The organism is Enterococcus sp. FZMF, from assembly GCF_030263915.1.
Classification (GTDB): Bacteria; Bacillota; Bacilli; order Lactobacillales; family Enterococcaceae; genus Enterococcus_D; species Enterococcus_D casseliflavus.
Window position 1 is genome coordinate 2,117,624 of record NZ_CP127160.1, and the last position, 18,299, is coordinate 2,135,922.

An 18,299-nucleotide genomic window follows, 5' to 3' on the forward strand; every position below is an offset into this window, starting at 1 on the left:
CTCCTCAATAGCTATCATTATAAGCAACTCTCAGTAGAAATGCAAAATGAGAAACATGTGAAAATGGGTAAAATTCACTATAATTTTGAAAACCTATAAAGACGCGGATTTCTAAAAACAGTAAATAAAACCTTTATTTTACAGGGATTTCCCTCTTTTTTTTACAGGAATAATGGCTTATGATTGATTCGAAAACAAACTGAAAATTTTCACTAACTCTGAAAGGCGTGTCTTTTTTGATCACTAGTATTCTTTTTGATGTCGATGATACCTTATATGACCAGCAACAACCATTTCGCAATGCCGTAACCTCATGTTTCCCACAAATAGCCCACAAAGATTTAACTGCTCTTTACTTACGGTTTCGGGTGCACAGTGACGAGCAGTTTGGACGGGTATTAGCAAATGAATGGACGCTAGATCATTTTCGTTATTTTCGACTGACCCATTCATTAACGGATTTAGGGTACTTACCTATTTCAATGGAAGAAAGCTGTAAATTTCAGCTGTGTTATGAACAAGAACTAGCTGCCATCACGCTGCATCCTGAAGTTGAGTCAACTTTGAACTATTTGTGCACATTGCCAGTCAAACTAGGAATTATTACCAATGGTCCCACTGACCACCAGCAAAAAAAATTGGATCAGTTGCAACTGACTCGATGGATCAAACCAGAGCATATGATCATTTCACAAGCAACTGGTTATCAAAAGCCCCAACTAGAAATTTTCCAATTGGCAGAAACCGCCTTTGCTCTTGATCCGGAAACCACACTGTACGTTGGTGATAATTTTGATAACGACGTGGTTGGCTGTAAGAAAGCCGGTTGGCAAGCTTTGTGGTTCAATCATCGTCTCCGTCAAGCGCCTAGTGGATTGGAAGACTTACCAGATGCATCGATCACTGCTTTTTCACAGCTGCAAGACAGTATTGACACACTGATGCAAGTGCCTGCATACATGTATAACTAAAAAAAGATGGACCTTCGCTCCTGCGGCAGGTCCATCTTTTTGATTGGCTAACTTTCTTCGCCGATACTCAATATCAAGCGAATATCTTCTTCTGTCATTTGTTGAAGCTGTGTTTCATTGCCTTGGATCACTTTTTGGAAAAGCTCACGTTTTTCTTGTTGCAACGCATCCATTCGTTCTTCAATGGTTCCTTCAGCAATCATTCGCCAGACTTCGACAACATTTTTTTGACCGATCCGATGGGCTCGTCCAGCGGCTTGTTCTTCTACCGCCGGGTTCCACCACAAATCGTATAAGATCACGGTGTCTGCGCCGGTCAGATTCAGTCCTGTTCCTCCTGCTTTTAACGAGATCAAGAAGACGTCCTTTTCTCCACTATTGAAGGCATCGACCATCGTCAAACGATCTTGCGGCGGTGTGCTGCCTCGCAAGTAAAAGGACTCAAACCCTTCTTGTGCTAGCTCTTCTTCAATGATCGAAAGCATGCTAGTAAACTGAGAAAATAACAGCACACGACGCCCATTTTCTTTGGCTGCTAAGAGTAAATCTTTGACCTGTTCAAGTTTCCCAGAAGACCCTTCATAATCCTCCACGAATAATCGTGGGTCACAACAGATTTGCCGCAGTCGAGTCAAACCAGCTAAGATACTGATTCGATTTTTACGAAAAGACGTAGAATCCATTTGCGCGATTTCTTCCCGCATTTGCCGCAAGTACGCCAAATAGATTTTCTTTTGTTCTTCTGTTAAAACACTGTAATAATTTGTTTCCAATTTTTGCGGCAAATCATGTAGCACGGATCTTTTGTCTCTTCGCAAAATAAATGGTTTGATCATTTTCGCAATTTCTTGCGTAGACAGTTCTTTAAATTTCTGCTTGTTCGGGAAAAAGCCTGGCATGATCATTTGGAACAAGGACCACAATTCTTCTAAATTGTTCTCGATCGGTGTGCCGCTGAGGGCGAACCGCTGTGGAACTTCCAAGGAGCGCAAGGCCTGTGCCGTTTTGGTCGCACTGTTTTTGACCATTTGCGCTTCATCTAAAATCAAACAAGTCAGATCTAATGCTTGATAGGCATCAATGTCTTGCCGCAAACTTGCATAAGAAGTGATGCGGACGTCCGCTGGTTGCGCCATCTGCCCTTCGCGCTCTTCTTTCGTTCCGCTGATGACAGACGCAGAAATCGTCGGCGCAAACCGTTTGATTTCTTGTTGCCAGTTGAATGTTAGACTCGCCGGTGCCACGATTAATGCATTCAATTTTTGTTTCTCTTGTTTTTCTGAAAGTAAGTAGCTGATCGTCTGAACGGTCTTCCCTAACCCCATTTCATCGGCAAGGATACCGCCAAATTGATAGTGGCTCAACATTTTTAGCCAACGGAAGCCAACTTCTTGGTATTGCCGCAACTCAGCATGCAAGTTTTCTGGCAGCTGCGCCTCAAAGTTTTCTGGGTGGATCAAGTCTTCCGTCATTTGCTGAAAACCGGCGCTAAAGCTGGCTTGATCAGCAAACTGCTCTTGCAGGAGCAGCCCTTGATTCAAAGGAACTTGGATCGCCCCATCCTTCGCTTCTAGTGAAAGACGCAATTTTTTCAGGACAGCACTTGCTTCTTGAAACTCTTCCGATTCCAATGAAAGGACTTGCCCATTTTCAGTGGTATAAAATTGTGCAGACTGTAACAGGCTGCGCAAGACCTCATTGATCTCTGACTCTTGAATGCCGCTGACATCAAACTTGATATCCAACCAAGAACCATTTTCTTCGATAACGATTTCTGGTCGATGGTGTTGGGCGTCAAGGTAAAGTTCCCGCAGCTTCTTGCCGATACGGACTTCACCTAATTGCCTTAAAACAGGGATCTCCCTTGTAAAAAAGGTATAAAGTTGTTCCCCCGCAGGTAAGCTTTTTTGCCAATTTTTAGTGCTCGCTTGATAGCCAAAGGTTTCAATAATCGCTTCAATTCGTGCTTCTTGTTGAAAATCACGTAAAATCTCGGGATGATTTTCTGGCATATAGTGATGTTTTTCATCACTTGAAAAAACGACTTCTCCATAAGTGAAGTCTACTTGTAAATCGACTTGTCCTTTGATTTTCCGTAACGAAAAGACGGCTTTCAATTCAGACTCTTCGATTTCATTTTGAACTTCTGGTGCTACTTGGACACGCCCGATTTTTCGCAAATACGGCAATACTTTCATAAAGAGATTCGCTAGTTCTTCTTTCGGATAGTCAATGACTGGCTGTTCAAATCGTTTAAACAACTGTTGCATCGTGACATAGATTTCCTTTTGTTCGACAGTCAGTTCATAAAAGGTTCCATCCAGCAAACCCCAATTATAATAGCTAAGTAAATGGTCAAAATCTTTCACGAATTCCAGCGGAAAATGATCCTCCTGTTTTGTGACTGAAAACGACAAAGGTTCACCGATTTGAAAATTGGCTTCATTGACTTTTGTTTCACCAATGGTTATTTGCGTATAGACTTCGTTTAACTGTAACAACAATTCTTTGCCGAACTCAACTGGTAGCAGCAAATACTTTTTGTCAAGTTTACCACTGATCTGAATGCCTGCTTGCCCGATTAACTGTTGCGTTTGCGCGATTCCTGCCAATCGATTCAACAAGGCTCGATTTTTCTCATCAAAGGCATCCGCAGATAGAAAGAAGGTCTGCTGCTTATTCGCTGCGTACTGCTTGTTTTCTTGGTACATCTGCAAAAATTTATAAATGTTTTTAACGACGTAGGTCCGTGCGGTGCCACGATGGCCGACTTTGAGGGAAATCCCTAAGATATCCATTTCTTGATGGTAAGGATTGGTGGCGATGGTATCTATCCGAAATTCAACCTGTAAGGGTTGGCTCGTTTCTTTTTCGCTCCCTAAGCGGGCAAAGCCGTTGGAAAACATCTCTGAAGCAGAAAAGGCTTTTTTGATGGGGGTTTGCTCATTGATTTTTCGTGTTTTCCCTTGTTTGCGTAGATAAAGTTCGACTGCCACCGTGTGTTTGCAATAATGATGCTCTTCCCAGTACGGACATTGGCAATAATCTACCTCTTTGGCTGTAGCATCTAAGGTCACTAAATACAATTCTGTCCCCAATACTTCTGCGTGCCACACATTTTTTTCTTTGTCTGGTGTGACAGATAAGACGCGATCTTCGTTGACATACGTTCTGCCACGCTCAATTACTTTTTCTGGAATACTCCACTTCATAAGAGCCCTCCTCTCCTTATTCTTTTATTCGGATCCGGCTTTGCCCGCTGCCGTTAGTTTCTACGAAAACTTGCTGCAGGATTCTTGCCCGCAGTTCTCGAACATGACTGATGATCCCAATCATGCGCCCTTCATTTTCGATCATTTCTAATGCTTCCATCGCCATTTCCAATGATTCTTCATCAAGCGATCCAAAGCCCTCATCAATAAAGAGGGCTTCGATCTCGATCCCACCAGCTCGTTGCTGGATCACATCCGCCAAAGAGATCGCCAACGCTAAGGCAGCAATAAAGCTTTCGCCGCCTGAAAGTGTATGAGCTCTTCTGACCTGTCCCGCATTATCGTCATATATGTCAATTTCTAAACCTGTTGAGCTTCGATAGCTCCCGACTTTATCCGCTAATTCAAATTGATAGCGGCCACGAGTCAACCGAGCCAAGCGTTCATTGGCGACTTCTAAGATCTCTGTCAGAAATTGCTGCAGTACATACCGTTCCAAGCTGGTTTTTTTGACATTTTCGCCGTTGATGGTTTCTGCCAACTGCTGAAGTTGGCCTAGTTGGGCGAGTTCTTCGACATTTTGCTGATAAATGACCTGCAGCTCGTCAAACAACCGTTGATTGCCGTTGACTTTCTCCTGTTTGCGAATTGTTTCTTGCTGTAGTTCCTCCATCACGGTCTGCAACTGAAGGTAGTCAGCTTCCAATTGGTTTAAATCGATCGCAGCTTGCTCTTTTAACTGTGCATCTAACAATGCTAGCCGTTGTTGAACAAACACCATTTCTTGCTCATAGGTTTTGATTTCTTCTGAGAGAACGGTTGTTTGAGCGGCTTGGGCAATCAATTCCCGCATCGTTTCCTCAGTCATACCAGCTTCTTGGAGTCGCTGCGTCAGTCGTTGTTCTGCTTTTGTCTTAGCCGCTTGCTTTTCTTCAAAAAATTGCTGCAGATTTTTCAGCTTCTCTGAAAGAATCGCTTGCTGTTCGTTTAGCTGCGCTTCTTGTCGGGCATCAGCCTCAATTTGTTGCGTATATTCCCTCAGTAAACCATTGTTTTTTGCTAAATCGGCTTGTAATTGTTCATACGTTGCGCCTGCAAGTTGTTCCTGTAAAGAAGCCAATTTCCCCTCCGCAAGCTGGCGCGCTTCTTGGGCTTTTTTCGCTTGCTCACTGACTTGCTGATAGGACTCATTTAACGTTGCTAATTTCTCATTTACTGCCTGATGTTTCTTCTGCGCGTCTTCATAAGAAGCGGCTTTTTGTTGATTGAAAGATTGCCGTTTCTTTAATTCCGCTACCGTCGTTTCCTCGGTAATCGCCTCTTGGTTTTCTATCGGCTGCAAGGCAGCAAATGCCTGTTGAACTGTAGTCCAAGCGAATGCCACTTGCTTCTGCGCAGCAGCACTGTTGGCTTGCCATTCGCTGATTCGCAATGTGGCTTGCTCCTGCAGCGTTTGATTTGCCGATACTTGCTGCTGGATCTTCGTCAATTTTTCTTGTGTTTGCTCCAGTCTTTGTTCACTGGCAATGATGTCTTCGATGCGATAGGTCGTGTGCTCTTGTGTATTCGGATGATCCAAGGATCCGCAAACCGGACAGGGTTCATTTTCTTCCAGCAAAAGACGAAGCCGAGCAATTTGCATTCGAGCATTTTGACTGGTTTCTTGTTTTAACGTTTTTTGCAGCTCCAGCAAGGATGCTGCTAATTGCTGTTGTTCAAGAACCAACTCCGAATGAATTTGTTGCTGTTCCCCTGCTTTTTGCTCGGCTTCACGAAACTGCGCTTTTGCTTGCTGCCATTTTTCTACCAGAGCCTGCGTTTCTACCAATTTCACCGCTTCTGCTTGAAACCCTCGCAATGCTTCGATTTCTTCTGCCAGATGCTGCGCTTGCGCTTTGGCACTTGCTTGCGCTTGGTTTAACTTCGTTAATTCGGTGGTCTGTTGTTGTGCGGCTTTTTCAAGTTGCACCACTTCTTCTTGCTGCGCTTGTGTGCGCTGTGCTAGCGGGATCTGCTGCTGGATTCGTTGAACTTTTTGACTAGCAGCTTCCTGTTTTTTCTTGATGCCGTCAATCAACGCTCGTTGGTCTTGCCAGCTTACTTGTTGCTGCTGTATTTCTTGCAGCTGCTGCTTTGTTTCGTTGATTTGCTGAGTAGCTTGCTGTGCTTCTTTCACTCGTTCTTCTTTTTGCTGCATGATTTCTTGATGTTCAAGCGCCCACACCAACTGGTTCAACTGTGCTTTTTTCTGAGCGATCTCGGTTTTTTTAGCATGCAGCTCTCGGGCTTTTTCTTGTAGACCTTGCCATTCGATCCGTGCATTTTCAATTTCTTTTGCACGGTAAAAAGCGTCTTGCGCAGCTTTCATTTCTTGGATCGCTTGGTCTTTTTTGTGCAATAACTGCTGAAGCTGCGCCTGTTGTTTTTCTAAATCCTGCGCCCACAAAGTCAGACCTTCCGCAACCGTTAAAACCTCCTGCGCTTCTTCCCATTCAAAGCGCTCCATGATTTGCGAGGCAAGCAGCTGCTGATGCTCAAGCTTTTTACTTTGTGCTTTGACTTGCTCTTTCAACCATTCATTAAATTGTTGATACATTTCCGTGCCAAATAAATTCCGTAAAACGCGTTCTTTCTCATTGCTGCTGGCAATCAAAAAATTACGAAATTCTCCTTGCGGCAACATCATGATTTGAAAAAACTGTTTGGCATCCAGCTGCAGCAGATCCTTGATAAATGCATCAACTTCTGTGCGTTTACTGATCTGCTTTTTCTCTTTGCCTTCGGCGTCAAAAATCGTCAGCTGGACTTTTGCCGTTTGGTTGGTGACCCCGTCACCACGTTTTTTTGCTAAGGTCTGTTCCGGTTTCCGTTGGATCTGATAGGTAAAACGCTGATGTTCAAAAGTAAAGGTGACGCTGGTCTCTTCGGTTGGTGAAGCAAACATCGAGCGCATTTCTTTGCCTGAGCGCAGATTCCCCGATGTTTCACCGAACAAGGCAAACGTCATGCCATCGAAAATCGTCGTTTTTCCTGCACCCGTTTTGCCGCTGATCAAAAACAAACCGCCAGCTTGCAGCTGACTAAAATCCAATTTTTCATCAATGAATGGACCAAAATTTCTCATTTGTAAAGACTTCGGTTGCATGACTATTCCCTCTTTTCCACGACAAATGCTTCATTTAATCCTTGTTCGATCCACTTGGTTTGTGCATCGAGCAATGAATCTCCCGTCATCTCTTGAAAGAAATGACTGATCAAGGCCTGCGGGTCGGTTTCTCGTGTCGTTAGCTGTCTTTTTTTCGTCTGTTCTCGACCATTCAACCGTTCGACAGACAAAATAAATGGATAGATCTTTCGCAACTGATTCATCATATTTGGAATCACAGCACGATCCGTCAGCAGAAAATGCCAAAACGCCTCACGATCCAGCTCACGGTAAAAAACCGGATCGATCAACTCCTCAAAGGAGGCTGTCAGTTGCTGGATATCCCTTTTTGGTGTCAGGGGAATAAATTCATTTGTGTCTTTTACAGTATCAACAAGATAGACCCCTTTTTGGTTCGTCCGTTCAGAAAGGGAAAATTTCAGCGGAGAGCCACTGTACCCGATTTTCGGATGCTTCAGGGCGGTATTGGCATGTAAATGCCCCAAAACGACTCGATCAAAAGGCGCAAAAGCTGTGGTCGGCACGCTGTCCAATCCGCCAACTTGAATTTTCGTTTCAGAATCCGTTTGGCTAGCGCCCGCCACAAAAAAATGGGTCACTAACACTTGTTTTTTTGACGAATCAAAGTGCTTGGTCATCTCCTCGATCACTCTTTGGACACTATCTGAAATTTTCGTTAACGGTTCGTCAAAAAATAAGCGCGCCTCGATCGGTTCAAAATAAGGCAGCAAAAAGAATTGTGTATCGTCAAACTCGACCGGTTGTAAACTTTGTTCGATGCTGGTGGACAGATAAAAACGTGTTTGCTGAAACCACTGACTACCAGTTTCTAGCCGCGTTGGGCTATCATGGTTTCCTGAGATAGCCAATAAAGGCAGTTCATTCGTTAGATTGATTTCTGCGATTTTTTCATTCAATAATTTGACCGCATCGACAGCGGGAACGGAACGATCATACAGATCACCTGCAACGACGATGGCAGCGGCTTTTTCTTCTAAAGCGATCGCAATGATTTGATCGATAATTGCTCGCTGGTCCTCCAGCAGATCATAGCCATGTAGTTTTTTTCCGATGTGCCAATCAGCTGTATGTATAAAGCGCATTTCTTCACCTTCTTAAAAAATATCCTTCCAACCATTATACCACTTTCCCTGATCGTTAGACATCTCTCTGCCAGCGAAATTTCACTTACCACCCATTTTTGATAAAAAGAGCGAACACCTGACATCATTATGTTGAAATGTTTTTTCAATTATAAATTTATATCTTGAAATATAATTACACTTCATTTACAATGAGTGTGAAATCGAATTCAACAATCGCTTTCATCACTATTCTAAAAGAAAGGAGAAACGCTATGCTTGCAATAGGACTAATGTCAGGAACCAGTTTGGATGGGATCGACGCTGCTTTAGTAAAAATCAATGGCTGCGGCACCGAAACAGACGTACAGCTGATGGAAATGGTCACACTACCCATTGGTGAAGAATTGAAGGAACGAATAAAAACTGCTTGTGATCCGGTGGAATCAAATGTTCCCCTCATCTGCCAATTAAATACTGAATTAGGATATCAATTTTTGAAAGCGTGTCAAATCCTCTGCCAAAAAGCTGGTATTGAAGAAAAAAGCATTGATTTTGTTGCCAGCCACGGACAAACGATCTGGCACTCCCCCGATTCTGATCCAGCGAAAAACAGCACCTTGCAAATTGGCGAACCTTCGATTATCGCTTATGGCTTACAAACGAAAGTCGTCGCCGATTTTCGAGTGATGGATATGTCTGCTGGCGGTCAAGGCGCCCCTCTTGTTCCTTATACAGATTATCTGCTCTATCAATCAGACAGCAAAAATCGTTTGCTGCAAAACATTGGCGGCATCGGCAATGTTACTGTACTACCAAAAAGTGGCAGCTTAAACGAGCTGTATGCCTTTGATACAGGTCCAGGAAACATGGTCATCGGTGAATTAATGGTTCAGTTATTCGGCCAGCCTTATGATGCGTTTGGTGAAACAGCCCGTGCGGGAGCAATTATACCCACCTTGCAAAAGGAATTAAGAACTCATTTTTATTTGTCCCAGCAACCGCCGAAAAGCACCGGGCGTGAGCTTTTTGGAAAACATTTTGTGCAGCAGTTATTGACCAAGTATCCCGAAGCAGCCCCTGAAGACTTGGTGAGGACTTTAACCGATTTCACCGCTTTTTCCATCGCTGACAGTTACCAACGGTTCATTTTTCCTCAGTTGGGAACAAACGATCTGGAAGTGATTCTCTCGGGCGGTGGTGCCCACAATCATCTGCTGATTGAACTGATCCAAGGCTATTTACCAGAATCAGTAGCCGTTGGAACACAAGATGACATTGGCGGTTCCAACGATGCCAAAGAAGCGGTGGCTTTTGCCATCTTAGGAAATGAAACCCTTCACAGCCGTGTCAATAATGCCCCTGCAGCAACCGGGGCAGCCCAAGGCGTGATTTTAGGGAAAATCATTCCGAATCCATGGGAAGCAAAAATGTAAAACACCTTAGGAGGATAAACCATGTTAGATAAATTCACTCAATTCATCGAGCGCCATTTGGCAGGACCGATGGAAAAACTTGGCAGCCAGCGTCACTTGCGGGCGGTTCGTGACGGGATCGTTTCAACCTTGCCATTGATCATCGTCAGTTCGTTCTTTATGATTTTAGCCTTTCCACCGCTGCCTCAAAGTTGGGGCATCTATCAATTCTTGTCTAGCAATGCCACAACGATCTTATTGCCTTATCGAATGACGATGTACATTATGAGCTTGTATGCGGCATTCGGGATCGGATACAGTCTTTCTCGCTCTTATAAGCTTGATGGTCTTTCTGGCGGGATCCTAGCTACGACCGCCTTCTTACTGACCTTCACCCCTGTCAATATCCCAGCAGAAGCCTTGGATGCTGCTGGAACGGTCGGCTTTGTCTTGCCAATGGCCAATTTAGGGAGTGCTGGTATGTTCGTGGCGATCATCACCTCGATTCTTGCCGTTGAAATCTATCGGTTAACGGACAAATCGAAATTTAAAATCACGATGCCAGAACAAGTCCCACCTGCAGTCGCTCGTTCTTTCGAAGCCTTGACCCCTACCTTAGTCATTATTTTAGGAATGGGTGCGATCACTTACTATATCGGCTTTGACTGGCACACGATCGTGGCAAAAGTCGTCGATCCTTTGGTCAGTGCCGCAGACACTTTGCCAAGTGTGCTTTTGATCACCTTCTTGACGACCTTCTTCTGGTCATTCGGGATCCATGGTGCTTCTATCGTTGGTTCACTGGCTCGTCCATTATGGTTGCAGTTATTGGAAGGAAATACGACTGCACTTGCTTCAGGAGATATGATTCCCAATATCGCAGCCGAACCATTTTATCAATGGTTCATCTGGATCGGTGGGGCTGGTTCAACGATTGGTTTGGCTATCTTGTTAGCGTTTCGCACCAAATCGGAATTCGGTTCAAAACTAGGAAAAACAGCCTTGATTCCAGCTATTTTCAACATCAACGAACCACTGATTTTCGGTACACCGATCGTTTTGAACCCAATCTTGATCCCACCTTTCATCATTGCACCACTGATCAATGGCGTCATTGCGTGGGTCGCTACCTCAGCTGGTTTAGTCAATGCAGTTACGGTCAATGCCCCTTGGACATTGCCTGGACCAATTGGCGCTTTCTTAGCGACTGGCGGCGATTGGCGTGCGATCGTGCTGAATGTTCTTTTGATTCTTTTATCGATCCTGATCTATTACCCATTCGTAAAAATCTACGACAAAAACGAATTGGAAAAAGAAAATCAACCAGTCGCACAATAATGTGTAAATAACGGTCGTACGAAGCACCCACCAAGACAAACAGAAGAAGCCTTCCTCAGCAGCTTTTTCCAATGCCAAGAGGTGCTTCGTGCGGTTTTTTAGAAAGAAGGAAAACCATTGAAACGAGAAATTGGCCTTTCGATTTACCCCGACCATAGCGATCCTTTACTGGATCAAGACTATTTAAAAAAAGCTGCTGCCCTTGGTTACTCTCGCTTATTTATGAGTATGCTGGAAGTCAGTGAAGGCAAAGAGACCGTCAGAAAAAAATTCTCTTCGATTATCGGCTTTGCCAAGAACCTTGGCTTTGAAACGATATTAGATATTTCGCCTGCTGTTTTTAGTGATCTGGCGATCTCTTATGACGATCTTAGCTTCTTTGCAGAATTAGGTGCGGACGGTATCCGCTTGGATCAAGGGTTTGATGGCAATAAAGAAGCCCAGCTGACCTTTAATCCATTTGGCTTGGCGATTGAATTGAATATGAGTAATGATGTGAACTATTTAGAAAATATCCTTTCTTATCAAGCCAATGAACCTTTTTTATATGGCTGCCACAATTTTTACCCCCAACGAGGCACAGGCTTAACGGATGCTTTTTTCCGCAGCTGCAGCCAACGTTTTAAAAAATACGGGTTGAAAACAGCCGCCTTCATCACTAGTCAATCAGCCAAAATCGGCCCTTGGGAAGTCAATGATGGCTTACCGACCTTAGAATCTTGTCGAGATTTACCATTGGCGCTGCAAGGGAAGCTGCTTTTTGCTTCTGGGTTGATCGATACCGTGATTATCGGCAATGCTTATGCGTCGGATGCAGAGCTGAAAGCTCTGGCGGCGATCGATCGTTACAAGCTGACCTTTGGCGTTCTCGTAGAAGCAGACGCCAGCGAAATCGAACGAAGAATATTAGCCGAAACCAATCATTTTCGGCGTGGTGACAGTAATGCGTTAGTCGCTCGTTCCACACAGTCACGGGTGAAGTACCGTCCCATCGAAAACCTCCCTCATACAAACCAAGAACCTTTTGCCTATGGGGACATCGTTATCGGCAATGATACCTTTGGCCAATACAAAAACGAATTGCAGATCGTTTTGACCCCTCACCAAGACACGCGAAAAAACAAAGTCGGCGCCATTTCAAGTGACGAGCTGCCTTTGTTGGAATATTTAAAACCGTGGACCAAATTTGCTTTCGAATTATTGGATTAACTCATTAGAAAAAAGCCGCTGATCACAAAAGGGTCAGCGGCTTTTCTTAGGTATTAATCTTCTCTTTTGGACTCATCGATTTGATAAACAAATGACGGATCAATCGCTTGATCCAGTGTGTCAAATGCACCCTGGATGCGCCGTTCGACTTCCGCCAAGCCCTCTTTGTCCATCTTTTTGATGTCACTGATGTCAATGGGCTCCCCAAAGCGGACGGTTACTCGTTTGCGTTTAAAAAGATCTTTTAACGTCAGCGGTCCTTGATAAACAGAGGGAACGATCTTGACCTTAGCCATTTTTGCGATCAACGCCATGCCGCCTTTTAAAGCCGTTGCGTGTCTCGTACCACTTGGAAACATGATCAAGCTAAGATCCGTTTCCTTCAAAATTTTGACTGGCGTCTTTACCGCGCTCGGTCCCGGTTTGTCTCGTTTGACTGGAAAAGCATTGGCATGGATCAATATGAACCGTAAAATCGGGTTTTTGAACAGCTCTTCTTTCGCCATAAAACTAAATTTCTTTGGTCGAGCAGCCACTGCTAGGTACAATGGATCCCACCAGGTTCGGTGAGGAGCCACTAAAATGTAGTTTTCATTTTTAGGTAAAACTTCTTTGTTTTGATAACGAGCATTGCCATTGATCAAAAATAATACTACGCGAACCACACCGCGCATAAAGCGAAAAAACATACTCATTTTCCTTTCTATTTCTCTCCTATTCAAGTATGCAAAAAAACGGTTTAAATGACAAGCATTTTTTAGCGTTTCCCATTATTCTTAATCGTAGTATAATACATTGTAATGAATTTAGAACAGGAGTATGCTTCATGTTGCAACCGAACGAACGCATCGACCAATTGTATGCCGATGACATAAAGATCATTCAAAGTTCCGAAGTTTTTTCTTTTTCATTAGATGCTGTGTTATTAGCAAATTACGCTAGAGTGCCAAAAAGAGGTGTAATCGTTGACCTTTGTGCAGGGAATGGCGCAGTCGGTTTATTTATCAGCAAAAAAACGACCGCTCATATTTATCAAATCGAATTGCAGGAACGCTTAGCGGATATGGCGCAGCGCAGTATCGAATTAAACGACTTGCAAGACCAGTTGACGGTCTATCCTATGGACTTGAAGAACCTCTTTCAAAAAATCAAGCCTGATTCCGTCGATCTTTTGGTCTGCAATCCGCCTTATTTTAAAAATGTACCGACGGCGATCAAAAACCCGAATCCCTATTTAGCGATCGCCCGGCACGAGATCACCACAACTTTAGATGAAGTGATCCAAACCGCTAGCAAAGCGTTAAAAATGAACGGACGGTTTGCGATGGTTCATCGCCCGGATCGCTTTCTCGATATTTTGGACCATATGCGCGCCCATCGAATCGCACCAAAACGCGTCCGCTTCGTCTATCCGAAAGTAGGCAAAGAGGCCAATATTTTATTGATTGAAGGAATCAAGGATGGCAAGGCGGATGGCTTTAAAATTGATTCCCCTCTCGTTACCTATGATGAAACGGGTGCCTATAGTCCCGAAGTGAAGGCGATGCTCTATGGCTGCTGAAAATCATTATTTTTATGTCTTGCGTTGCAACGATCAATCCTTCTACGGTGGTTATACCACTGATTTGAGCCGCCGCTTATTAGAGCACAACAAAGGGATCGGAGCAAAATATACCCGTCCTACCAGTCGCAGACCATTACAAATGATCCATGCGGAAAGCTTTTCTACTCGCAGTGAAGCCACTCAAGCGGAAGCCGCCTTCAAAAAATTGTCTCGCAAAAAGAAAGAGGCCTACCTGAGCAGCCATAGCGAGAGTAATGTTATCTGATTAAGTATACAAAAAAACTACCTACGCACGGAAGATTCCTTCTTGAGGGAACTTTCTTTCGTGACTTAGGTAGTTTTCTTTTATGGTTATTCATTCCTATTTGGTAACGCCCATTGGGTTTGACTTTTCCCAAATTCTTTCGGGATCACAGAATCGATGGATTGATATTCGAGGGTTTCTTGAGTCTTTGGAATCGTAATTGCCGTCAAATAGTTGTTGGTTTCGGAATAGAAGCCGATCGTTTCAAAGGAAGGATCAGTCAAATGGTATTGAACCCCCTGCAGCTTAGCCGTTGTTTCCTCTTCCACAAATGTCGGTTGATAGCGAGCATAGTAAACCTGGGCGCCCATTTTAAAATATACGGAGTTATGAGCAGATCCAAGAAATTCAATCGCCCGTTCCACTGGTACTGCTTGATAGATCCCTAAAGTTTCAATCGCTTCATTGCTTTGGATGCGCTGATAAACTGCTGTAGTATCAGATTCGTAATATTTATAGCCTAAAAACATTTTTTCGCGGTCTCGGATATTCGGTGTGATCAGCGCATTATACGTTTTGAATTCACCATACACTTGATCTCCAATAAAAAAGCCTAGCAGACACGCAACGACTATGCCGCCAAGGAATAGCGTCACTTTCGGGTTACGGTTTTCTCGATAAAGCAGAACCATCAGGAACCCTAATAACGCAATCAGTCCAACCACCATGAGAATTGGTAGGATCACATAGTAAAAGCGCTCACTTTGCAGCCATTTTTCGATCGTCATAAATGCAATCATTCTTTCTTCCCCTTCGATTCCTCACTACCTACTGTTTTTCCCTTGGTCAACCAGTAGAAGGATCGTCCTTTCATCCCTTTTCTTGCCAGCGACTCTTCCGACGCTCGATTCACATGTAAATTCTTATGAAATTAATTTTACCATAAGTATGTATAAAAGATAAGTATTCGTTGGATTGCTTTTCACGACCAGCATCCATTGACAAAACGAGGGTTTTATCAGATAATATTGATGCTAATAGGGAATGAATGTCTCCCTCAGTTCTTACTGAAACCGCAATTTTGCTAATGACTTCTACCACTTTTTTTTAGTGTGTAGTAGTCATTTTTTATTTTCACTCGTTCGTCATAGTTGCAAGAGCATTATTCCTATCTTTTTTAAAGGATCGTGATAGAAATGAAGAAACAAGAAACAACGTATTTTGAACTGACTGCATTAGGTTTGCTCAGTCTGGTGATTGGGGTGCTTGCTGGAGCTGTTGACACTTTCTTTGGCAAAATTTTGCTGTTCTTAAGTGCCTTCCGTGAAAGTCATTTTTTGCCATTGATTCTCTTCTTACCAATTATCGGTATTTGCTTTACTTACCTTTTCCAAAAGTATGGCGATCGGAGTCCTCAAGGAATGAACTTAGTGTTTTTAGTCGGGCAGGAAGAAGAAAAAGATATTCCGCTGCGTTTGATTCCTTTTGTAATGGTGGGAACCTGGCTGACGCATTTATTTGGAGGAAGCGCAGGCAGAGAAGGAGTTGCGGTTCAGTTAGGTGCCACCATCGCCAATCGTTTAGGAAATTGGCTGCGACTAGAAAAGTACGCCCGCACCCTGATCATGATTGGGATGGCTGCGGGATTTGCTGGTTTATTTGAAACCCCCATCGCTGCGACGTTCTTTGCATTGGAAGTGCTTGTCATCGGTAAATTCAGTCATCATGCCCTCTTACCTGCTTTGCTGGCTGCTTTCACTGCTAGTATGACTTCTCAATGGTTAGGCTTAGAAAAATTTAGTCTTATGTTGCCTCAATCCGTCGATTTGACGATACCTGTTTTTCTGAAATTACTTGTGATTGGGGTGATTTTTGGTATGGTTGGCGGCAGCTTTGCGGGCTGTTTAGAAACGATGAAACGCATCATGAAGCGGCGCTTCCCGAATCCACTTTGGCGTATTGGGATTGGCGCATTGGCGTTAGTCTTGCTTTTTGTTCTGTTGTATCAAGGGCGTTATTCAGGCTTAGGAACAAATTTGATCAGCGCGAGTTTCACGAAGCAACCGATCTATTCTTATGATTGGCTGCTTAAGTTGGTGTTGACCGTATTGACCATCAGCATTGGTTTTTTGGGTGGAGAAGTCACCCCTTTGTTTGCGATTGGCTCTTCTTTGGGGGTCGTGTTGGCGCCACTGTTCGGACTGCCTATCGAACTGGTAGCAGCACTAGGCTATGCCAGTGTTTTTGGCAGCGCCACTAGCACCTTATTTGCACCGATCTTTATTGGTGGAGAAGTCTTTGGCTTTCAAAATCTACCCTTCTTTGTGATCGTCTGCTCCGTCGCCTACTTTATCAGTAAACCTTATAGTATCTATCCGTTACAAAAAAGATCGGCAAAAGGACAATGAGCCACTTCTAAACACAACTTGAGCAAAGAAAAAACCGCGAACAAGTCGCGGTTTTTTGCTATTTTGCACGTTTTAAATAGGTACCTTCAGCTGTATTGATTTCTAGCATTTCGCCTTCTTCAACAAAGTCAGGAACATTGACAACTAAGCCCGTTTCCATCGTTGCCGGTTTTCCTGAACCAGTCACAGTTGCCCCTTTGATCGATGGCTGTGTTTCAACAACTTTCAAGATTACACTTGAAGGTAATTGCACGCCAATCACTTCGCTGCCGAAGAATTGGATTTTTACTTCCATGTTTTCTAGGATGAACTTCATTTCTTCTTCAACCACTTCAACTGGAATTTCATATTGTTCATAGGTTTCCAGATCCATAAAGAATGCGGTATCGTCCATTGTATATAGGTATTGTACAGCTTTCGTATCGATATGCGCTTTTTCAAATTTTTCTTCTGGACGGAAGGTTGTATCGTAAGTAGAACCAGTCCGAACGTCACGTAATTTCATACGCATAACCGTATTTCCTTTACCTGGTTTGTGGTGGCTGGCATCTAATACTTTGATAAGTTTGCCGTCTTGAACAAACGTCATTCCAGCTCTTAAGTCACTTGCATTGATCATAATTTTGAAATCTCCTTCACTATGTGATAATCCTTGTCTATTGTATCAAAAAAAACAGCTTTATTCTAGCTAAATCAGTGGGAAGGTCGCACAAGTTTGCGCCGCTTCTCCATGTAGTGAGGATCGTACTCATCCGTTTCAATATAAATATAGACTTTTTTATCTGCCATTTGATGTCGGATCTCGGCTTCGATCTCATTAATGATCTCATAGCCGACCTCTTCTTGTTTTGCGGCAATATCAACTTTCGCTGCAATCAAAATTTCTGCTGGCCCTAAATGGACTGTTTTCACATCGATCAAGCGATCAACATCGGGACGTTCAAACGCTTGTTTGATCACCGCTAAATCACGTTTAGTAACACTTTCCCCAATCAGTAGACTGTAAAATTCGCGGGCTAAGAAGATCGCTGCAACCATCAATAAAAGACCAATCAATAAGCCGCTAAAGGCATCAAAAAATGCGTTCTCGGTAATCATTGTTAAAACCGTTCCGATCAGTGCGATCATCAGACCGATCACCGCACAAAAGTCTTCTGTGAAAATGATCAAGATCTCACTATGCCGACTTTCTTTCAAAAAACGATAGATTGGTTGACGTTCGACGTTTAGCTCGCGGATCTCCTTGATTGCGATCCACAACGAACTTCCTTCAACGATCATCCCGAAAATCAAGATAGCGATCACTAACCAGGTATTGCCGACTTCATGGGCGGGATGCAGCAGCTTTTCCACTGCTTCCATCACGCCTAGTGCGCCCCCACCAAAGAAGAGCATCATCGCAACGATCGTGCTGAAAAAATATTTCGCCCGACCTTCACCAAACTGATGCAGCTCACTTTGTCCCTTTGTTGCCCGTTTATCACCGATCAATAAAAAGATCTGATTGCTGCAATCCACGACGCTATGAATGCTTTCATTCAGCATGGCCGCACTACCGCTCAAGGCATAACCGACAAACTTACTGATCGCCACCAAAATGTTTGAGATCAATGCAGCGATGACCGCCATCATGCCATTTGCTTTCTTTTCCACACCTAACGCTTCCTCTCATCAATAAACTCCCTGCTTA

The 18,299-nt window shown here is 43.7% G+C and carries 14 protein-coding genes and 1 riboswitch; of the genes, 7 read left to right on the forward strand and 7 right to left on the reverse strand.

Annotation, left to right across the window (positions count from 1 at the left end):
• Positions 1–236 precede the first annotated feature (236 nt).
• Positions 237–971: an HAD family hydrolase gene (locus QN079_RS10330; protein ID WP_289229697.1), complete on the forward strand. Its 735-nt coding sequence runs from the start codon at positions 237–239 to the stop codon at positions 969–971.
• A 47-nt stretch (positions 972–1,018) separates the two neighbouring features.
• Here QN079_RS10330 and QN079_RS10335 read toward each other — a convergent pair whose 3' ends face one another.
• From QN079_RS10335 to QN079_RS10345, 3 genes are read right to left on the reverse strand one after another with little or no spacing between them, the layout of a single operon-like run.
• A complete protein-coding gene (locus tag QN079_RS10335) occupies positions 1,019–4,183 on the reverse strand; it encodes a DEAD/DEAH box helicase (protein WP_289229698.1) in 3,165 nt (1,054 codons plus the stop codon).
• 16 nt (positions 4,184–4,199) lie between these two features.
• Complete coding sequence (locus tag QN079_RS10340) at positions 4,200–7,328, reverse strand: AAA family ATPase (protein WP_289229699.1); 3,129 nt, start codon at positions 7,326–7,328, stop codon at positions 4,200–4,202.
• A gap of 2 nt (positions 7,329–7,330) precedes the next feature.
• Entirely contained in the window at positions 7,331–8,452 is a 1,122-nt protein-coding gene (locus QN079_RS10345) for an exonuclease SbcCD subunit D (RefSeq protein ID WP_289229700.1), read from the reverse strand.
• 254 nt (positions 8,453–8,706) lie between these two features.
• On the opposite strand from QN079_RS10345, the gene anmK reads away from it, so the two are divergent.
• The 3 genes from anmK to QN079_RS10360 all read left to right on the forward strand — a co-directional run bounded on the left by anmK (position 8,707) and on the right by QN079_RS10360 (position 12,393).
• Positions 8,707–9,867, forward strand: coding sequence for an anhydro-N-acetylmuramic acid kinase AnmK (gene anmK, locus QN079_RS10350; RefSeq protein ID WP_289229701.1), 1,161 nt, complete (start codon positions 8,707–8,709; stop codon positions 9,865–9,867).
• Between the two features lie 21 nt (positions 9,868–9,888).
• Positions 9,889–11,184, forward strand: a complete 1,296-nt coding sequence (locus QN079_RS10355) for a PTS sugar transporter subunit IIC (RefSeq protein WP_005229683.1) — start codon at positions 9,889–9,891, stop codon at positions 11,182–11,184.
• Positions 11,185–11,301: 117 nt separating this feature from the next.
• Positions 11,302–12,393: a DUF871 domain-containing protein gene (locus tag QN079_RS10360; protein WP_289229702.1), complete on the forward strand. Its 1,092-nt coding sequence runs from the start codon at positions 11,302–11,304 to the stop codon at positions 12,391–12,393.
• A 53-nt stretch (positions 12,394–12,446) separates the two neighbouring features.
• On the opposite strand, the gene QN079_RS10365 is transcribed toward QN079_RS10360, so the two are convergent.
• Positions 12,447–13,082 (reverse strand): lysophospholipid acyltransferase family protein, encoded by a 636-nt coding sequence (locus tag QN079_RS10365; RefSeq protein ID WP_005229679.1) that lies wholly within the window; start codon positions 13,080–13,082, stop codon positions 12,447–12,449.
• Between the two features lie 137 nt (positions 13,083–13,219).
• Here QN079_RS10365 and QN079_RS10370 point away from each other — a divergent pair, with 137 nt between their 5' ends.
• Complete coding sequence (locus QN079_RS10370; protein WP_015509987.1) at positions 13,220–13,954, forward strand: tRNA1(Val) (adenine(37)-N6)-methyltransferase; 735 nt, start codon at positions 13,220–13,222, stop codon at positions 13,952–13,954.
• The gene (locus QN079_RS10375; RefSeq protein ID WP_015509988.1) at positions 13,944–14,222 is read left to right on the forward strand and encodes a GIY-YIG nuclease family protein; all 279 of its coding nucleotides are present in this window, start codon (positions 13,944–13,946) and stop codon (positions 14,220–14,222) included. Before QN079_RS10370 ends, QN079_RS10375 begins: the two co-directional genes overlap by 11 nt.
• An 86-nt stretch (positions 14,223–14,308) precedes the next feature.
• On the opposite strand, the gene QN079_RS10380 is transcribed toward QN079_RS10375, so the two are convergent.
• Positions 14,309–15,001: a hypothetical protein gene (locus QN079_RS10380; protein ID WP_015509989.1), complete on the reverse strand. Its 693-nt coding sequence runs from the start codon at positions 14,999–15,001 to the stop codon at positions 14,309–14,311.
• Positions 15,002–15,232: 231 nt separating this feature from the next.
• Positions 15,233–15,305: riboswitch (Fluoride riboswitch) on the forward strand.
• A gap of 92 nt (positions 15,306–15,397) precedes the next feature.
• Here QN079_RS10380 and QN079_RS10385 point away from each other — a divergent pair.
• Complete coding sequence (locus tag QN079_RS10385) at positions 15,398–16,609, forward strand: chloride channel protein (protein WP_289229703.1); 1,212 nt, start codon at positions 15,398–15,400, stop codon at positions 16,607–16,609.
• A 58-nt stretch (positions 16,610–16,667) separates the two neighbouring features.
• On the opposite strand, the gene efp is transcribed toward QN079_RS10385, so the two are convergent.
• Together efp and QN079_RS10395 are read right to left on the reverse strand one after the other, a co-directional pair.
• Positions 16,668–17,228, reverse strand: a complete 561-nt coding sequence (gene efp, locus QN079_RS10390; RefSeq protein ID WP_005229668.1) for an elongation factor P — start codon at positions 17,226–17,228, stop codon at positions 16,668–16,670.
• A gap of 74 nt (positions 17,229–17,302) precedes the next feature.
• Complete coding sequence (locus QN079_RS10395; RefSeq protein WP_415271214.1) at positions 17,303–18,241, reverse strand: cation diffusion facilitator family transporter; 939 nt, start codon at positions 18,239–18,241, stop codon at positions 17,303–17,305.
• Between the last annotated feature and the right edge of the window lie 58 nt (positions 18,242–18,299).

Excerpts from the sequence above, each read along its gene's own strand:
- QN079_RS10335 (WP_289229698.1), bottom strand. The coding sequence starts at position 4,183 with ATGAAGTGGAGTATTCCAGAAAAAGTAATTGAGCGTGGCAGAACGTAT.
- QN079_RS10340 (WP_289229699.1), bottom strand. The coding sequence starts at position 7,328 with ATGCAACCGAAGTCTTTACAAATGAGAAATTTTGGTCCATTCATTGAT.
- QN079_RS10345 (WP_289229700.1), bottom strand. The coding sequence starts at position 8,452 with ATGCGCTTTATACATACAGCTGATTGGCACATCGGAAAAAAACTACAT.
- anmK (WP_289229701.1), top strand. The coding sequence starts at position 8,707 with ATGCTTGCAATAGGACTAATGTCAGGAACCAGTTTGGATGGGATCGAC.
- QN079_RS10355 (WP_005229683.1), top strand. The coding sequence starts at position 9,889 with ATGTTAGATAAATTCACTCAATTCATCGAGCGCCATTTGGCAGGACCG.
- QN079_RS10365 (WP_005229679.1), bottom strand. The coding sequence starts at position 13,082 with ATGTTTTTTCGCTTTATGCGCGGTGTGGTTCGCGTAGTATTATTTTTG.
- QN079_RS10370 (WP_015509987.1), top strand. The coding sequence starts at position 13,220 with ATGTTGCAACCGAACGAACGCATCGACCAATTGTATGCCGATGACATA.
- QN079_RS10375 (WP_015509988.1), top strand. The coding sequence starts at position 13,944 with ATGGCTGCTGAAAATCATTATTTTTATGTCTTGCGTTGCAACGATCAA.
- QN079_RS10380 (WP_015509989.1), bottom strand. The coding sequence starts at position 15,001 with ATGATTGCATTTATGACGATCGAAAAATGGCTGCAAAGTGAGCGCTTT.
- QN079_RS10385 (WP_289229703.1), top strand. The coding sequence starts at position 15,398 with ATGAAGAAACAAGAAACAACGTATTTTGAACTGACTGCATTAGGTTTG.
- efp (WP_005229668.1), bottom strand. The coding sequence starts at position 17,228 with ATGATCAATGCAAGTGACTTAAGAGCTGGAATGACGTTTGTTCAAGAC.
- QN079_RS10395 (WP_415271214.1), bottom strand. The coding sequence starts at position 18,241 with ATGATGGCGGTCATCGCTGCATTGATCTCAAACATTTTGGTGGCGATC.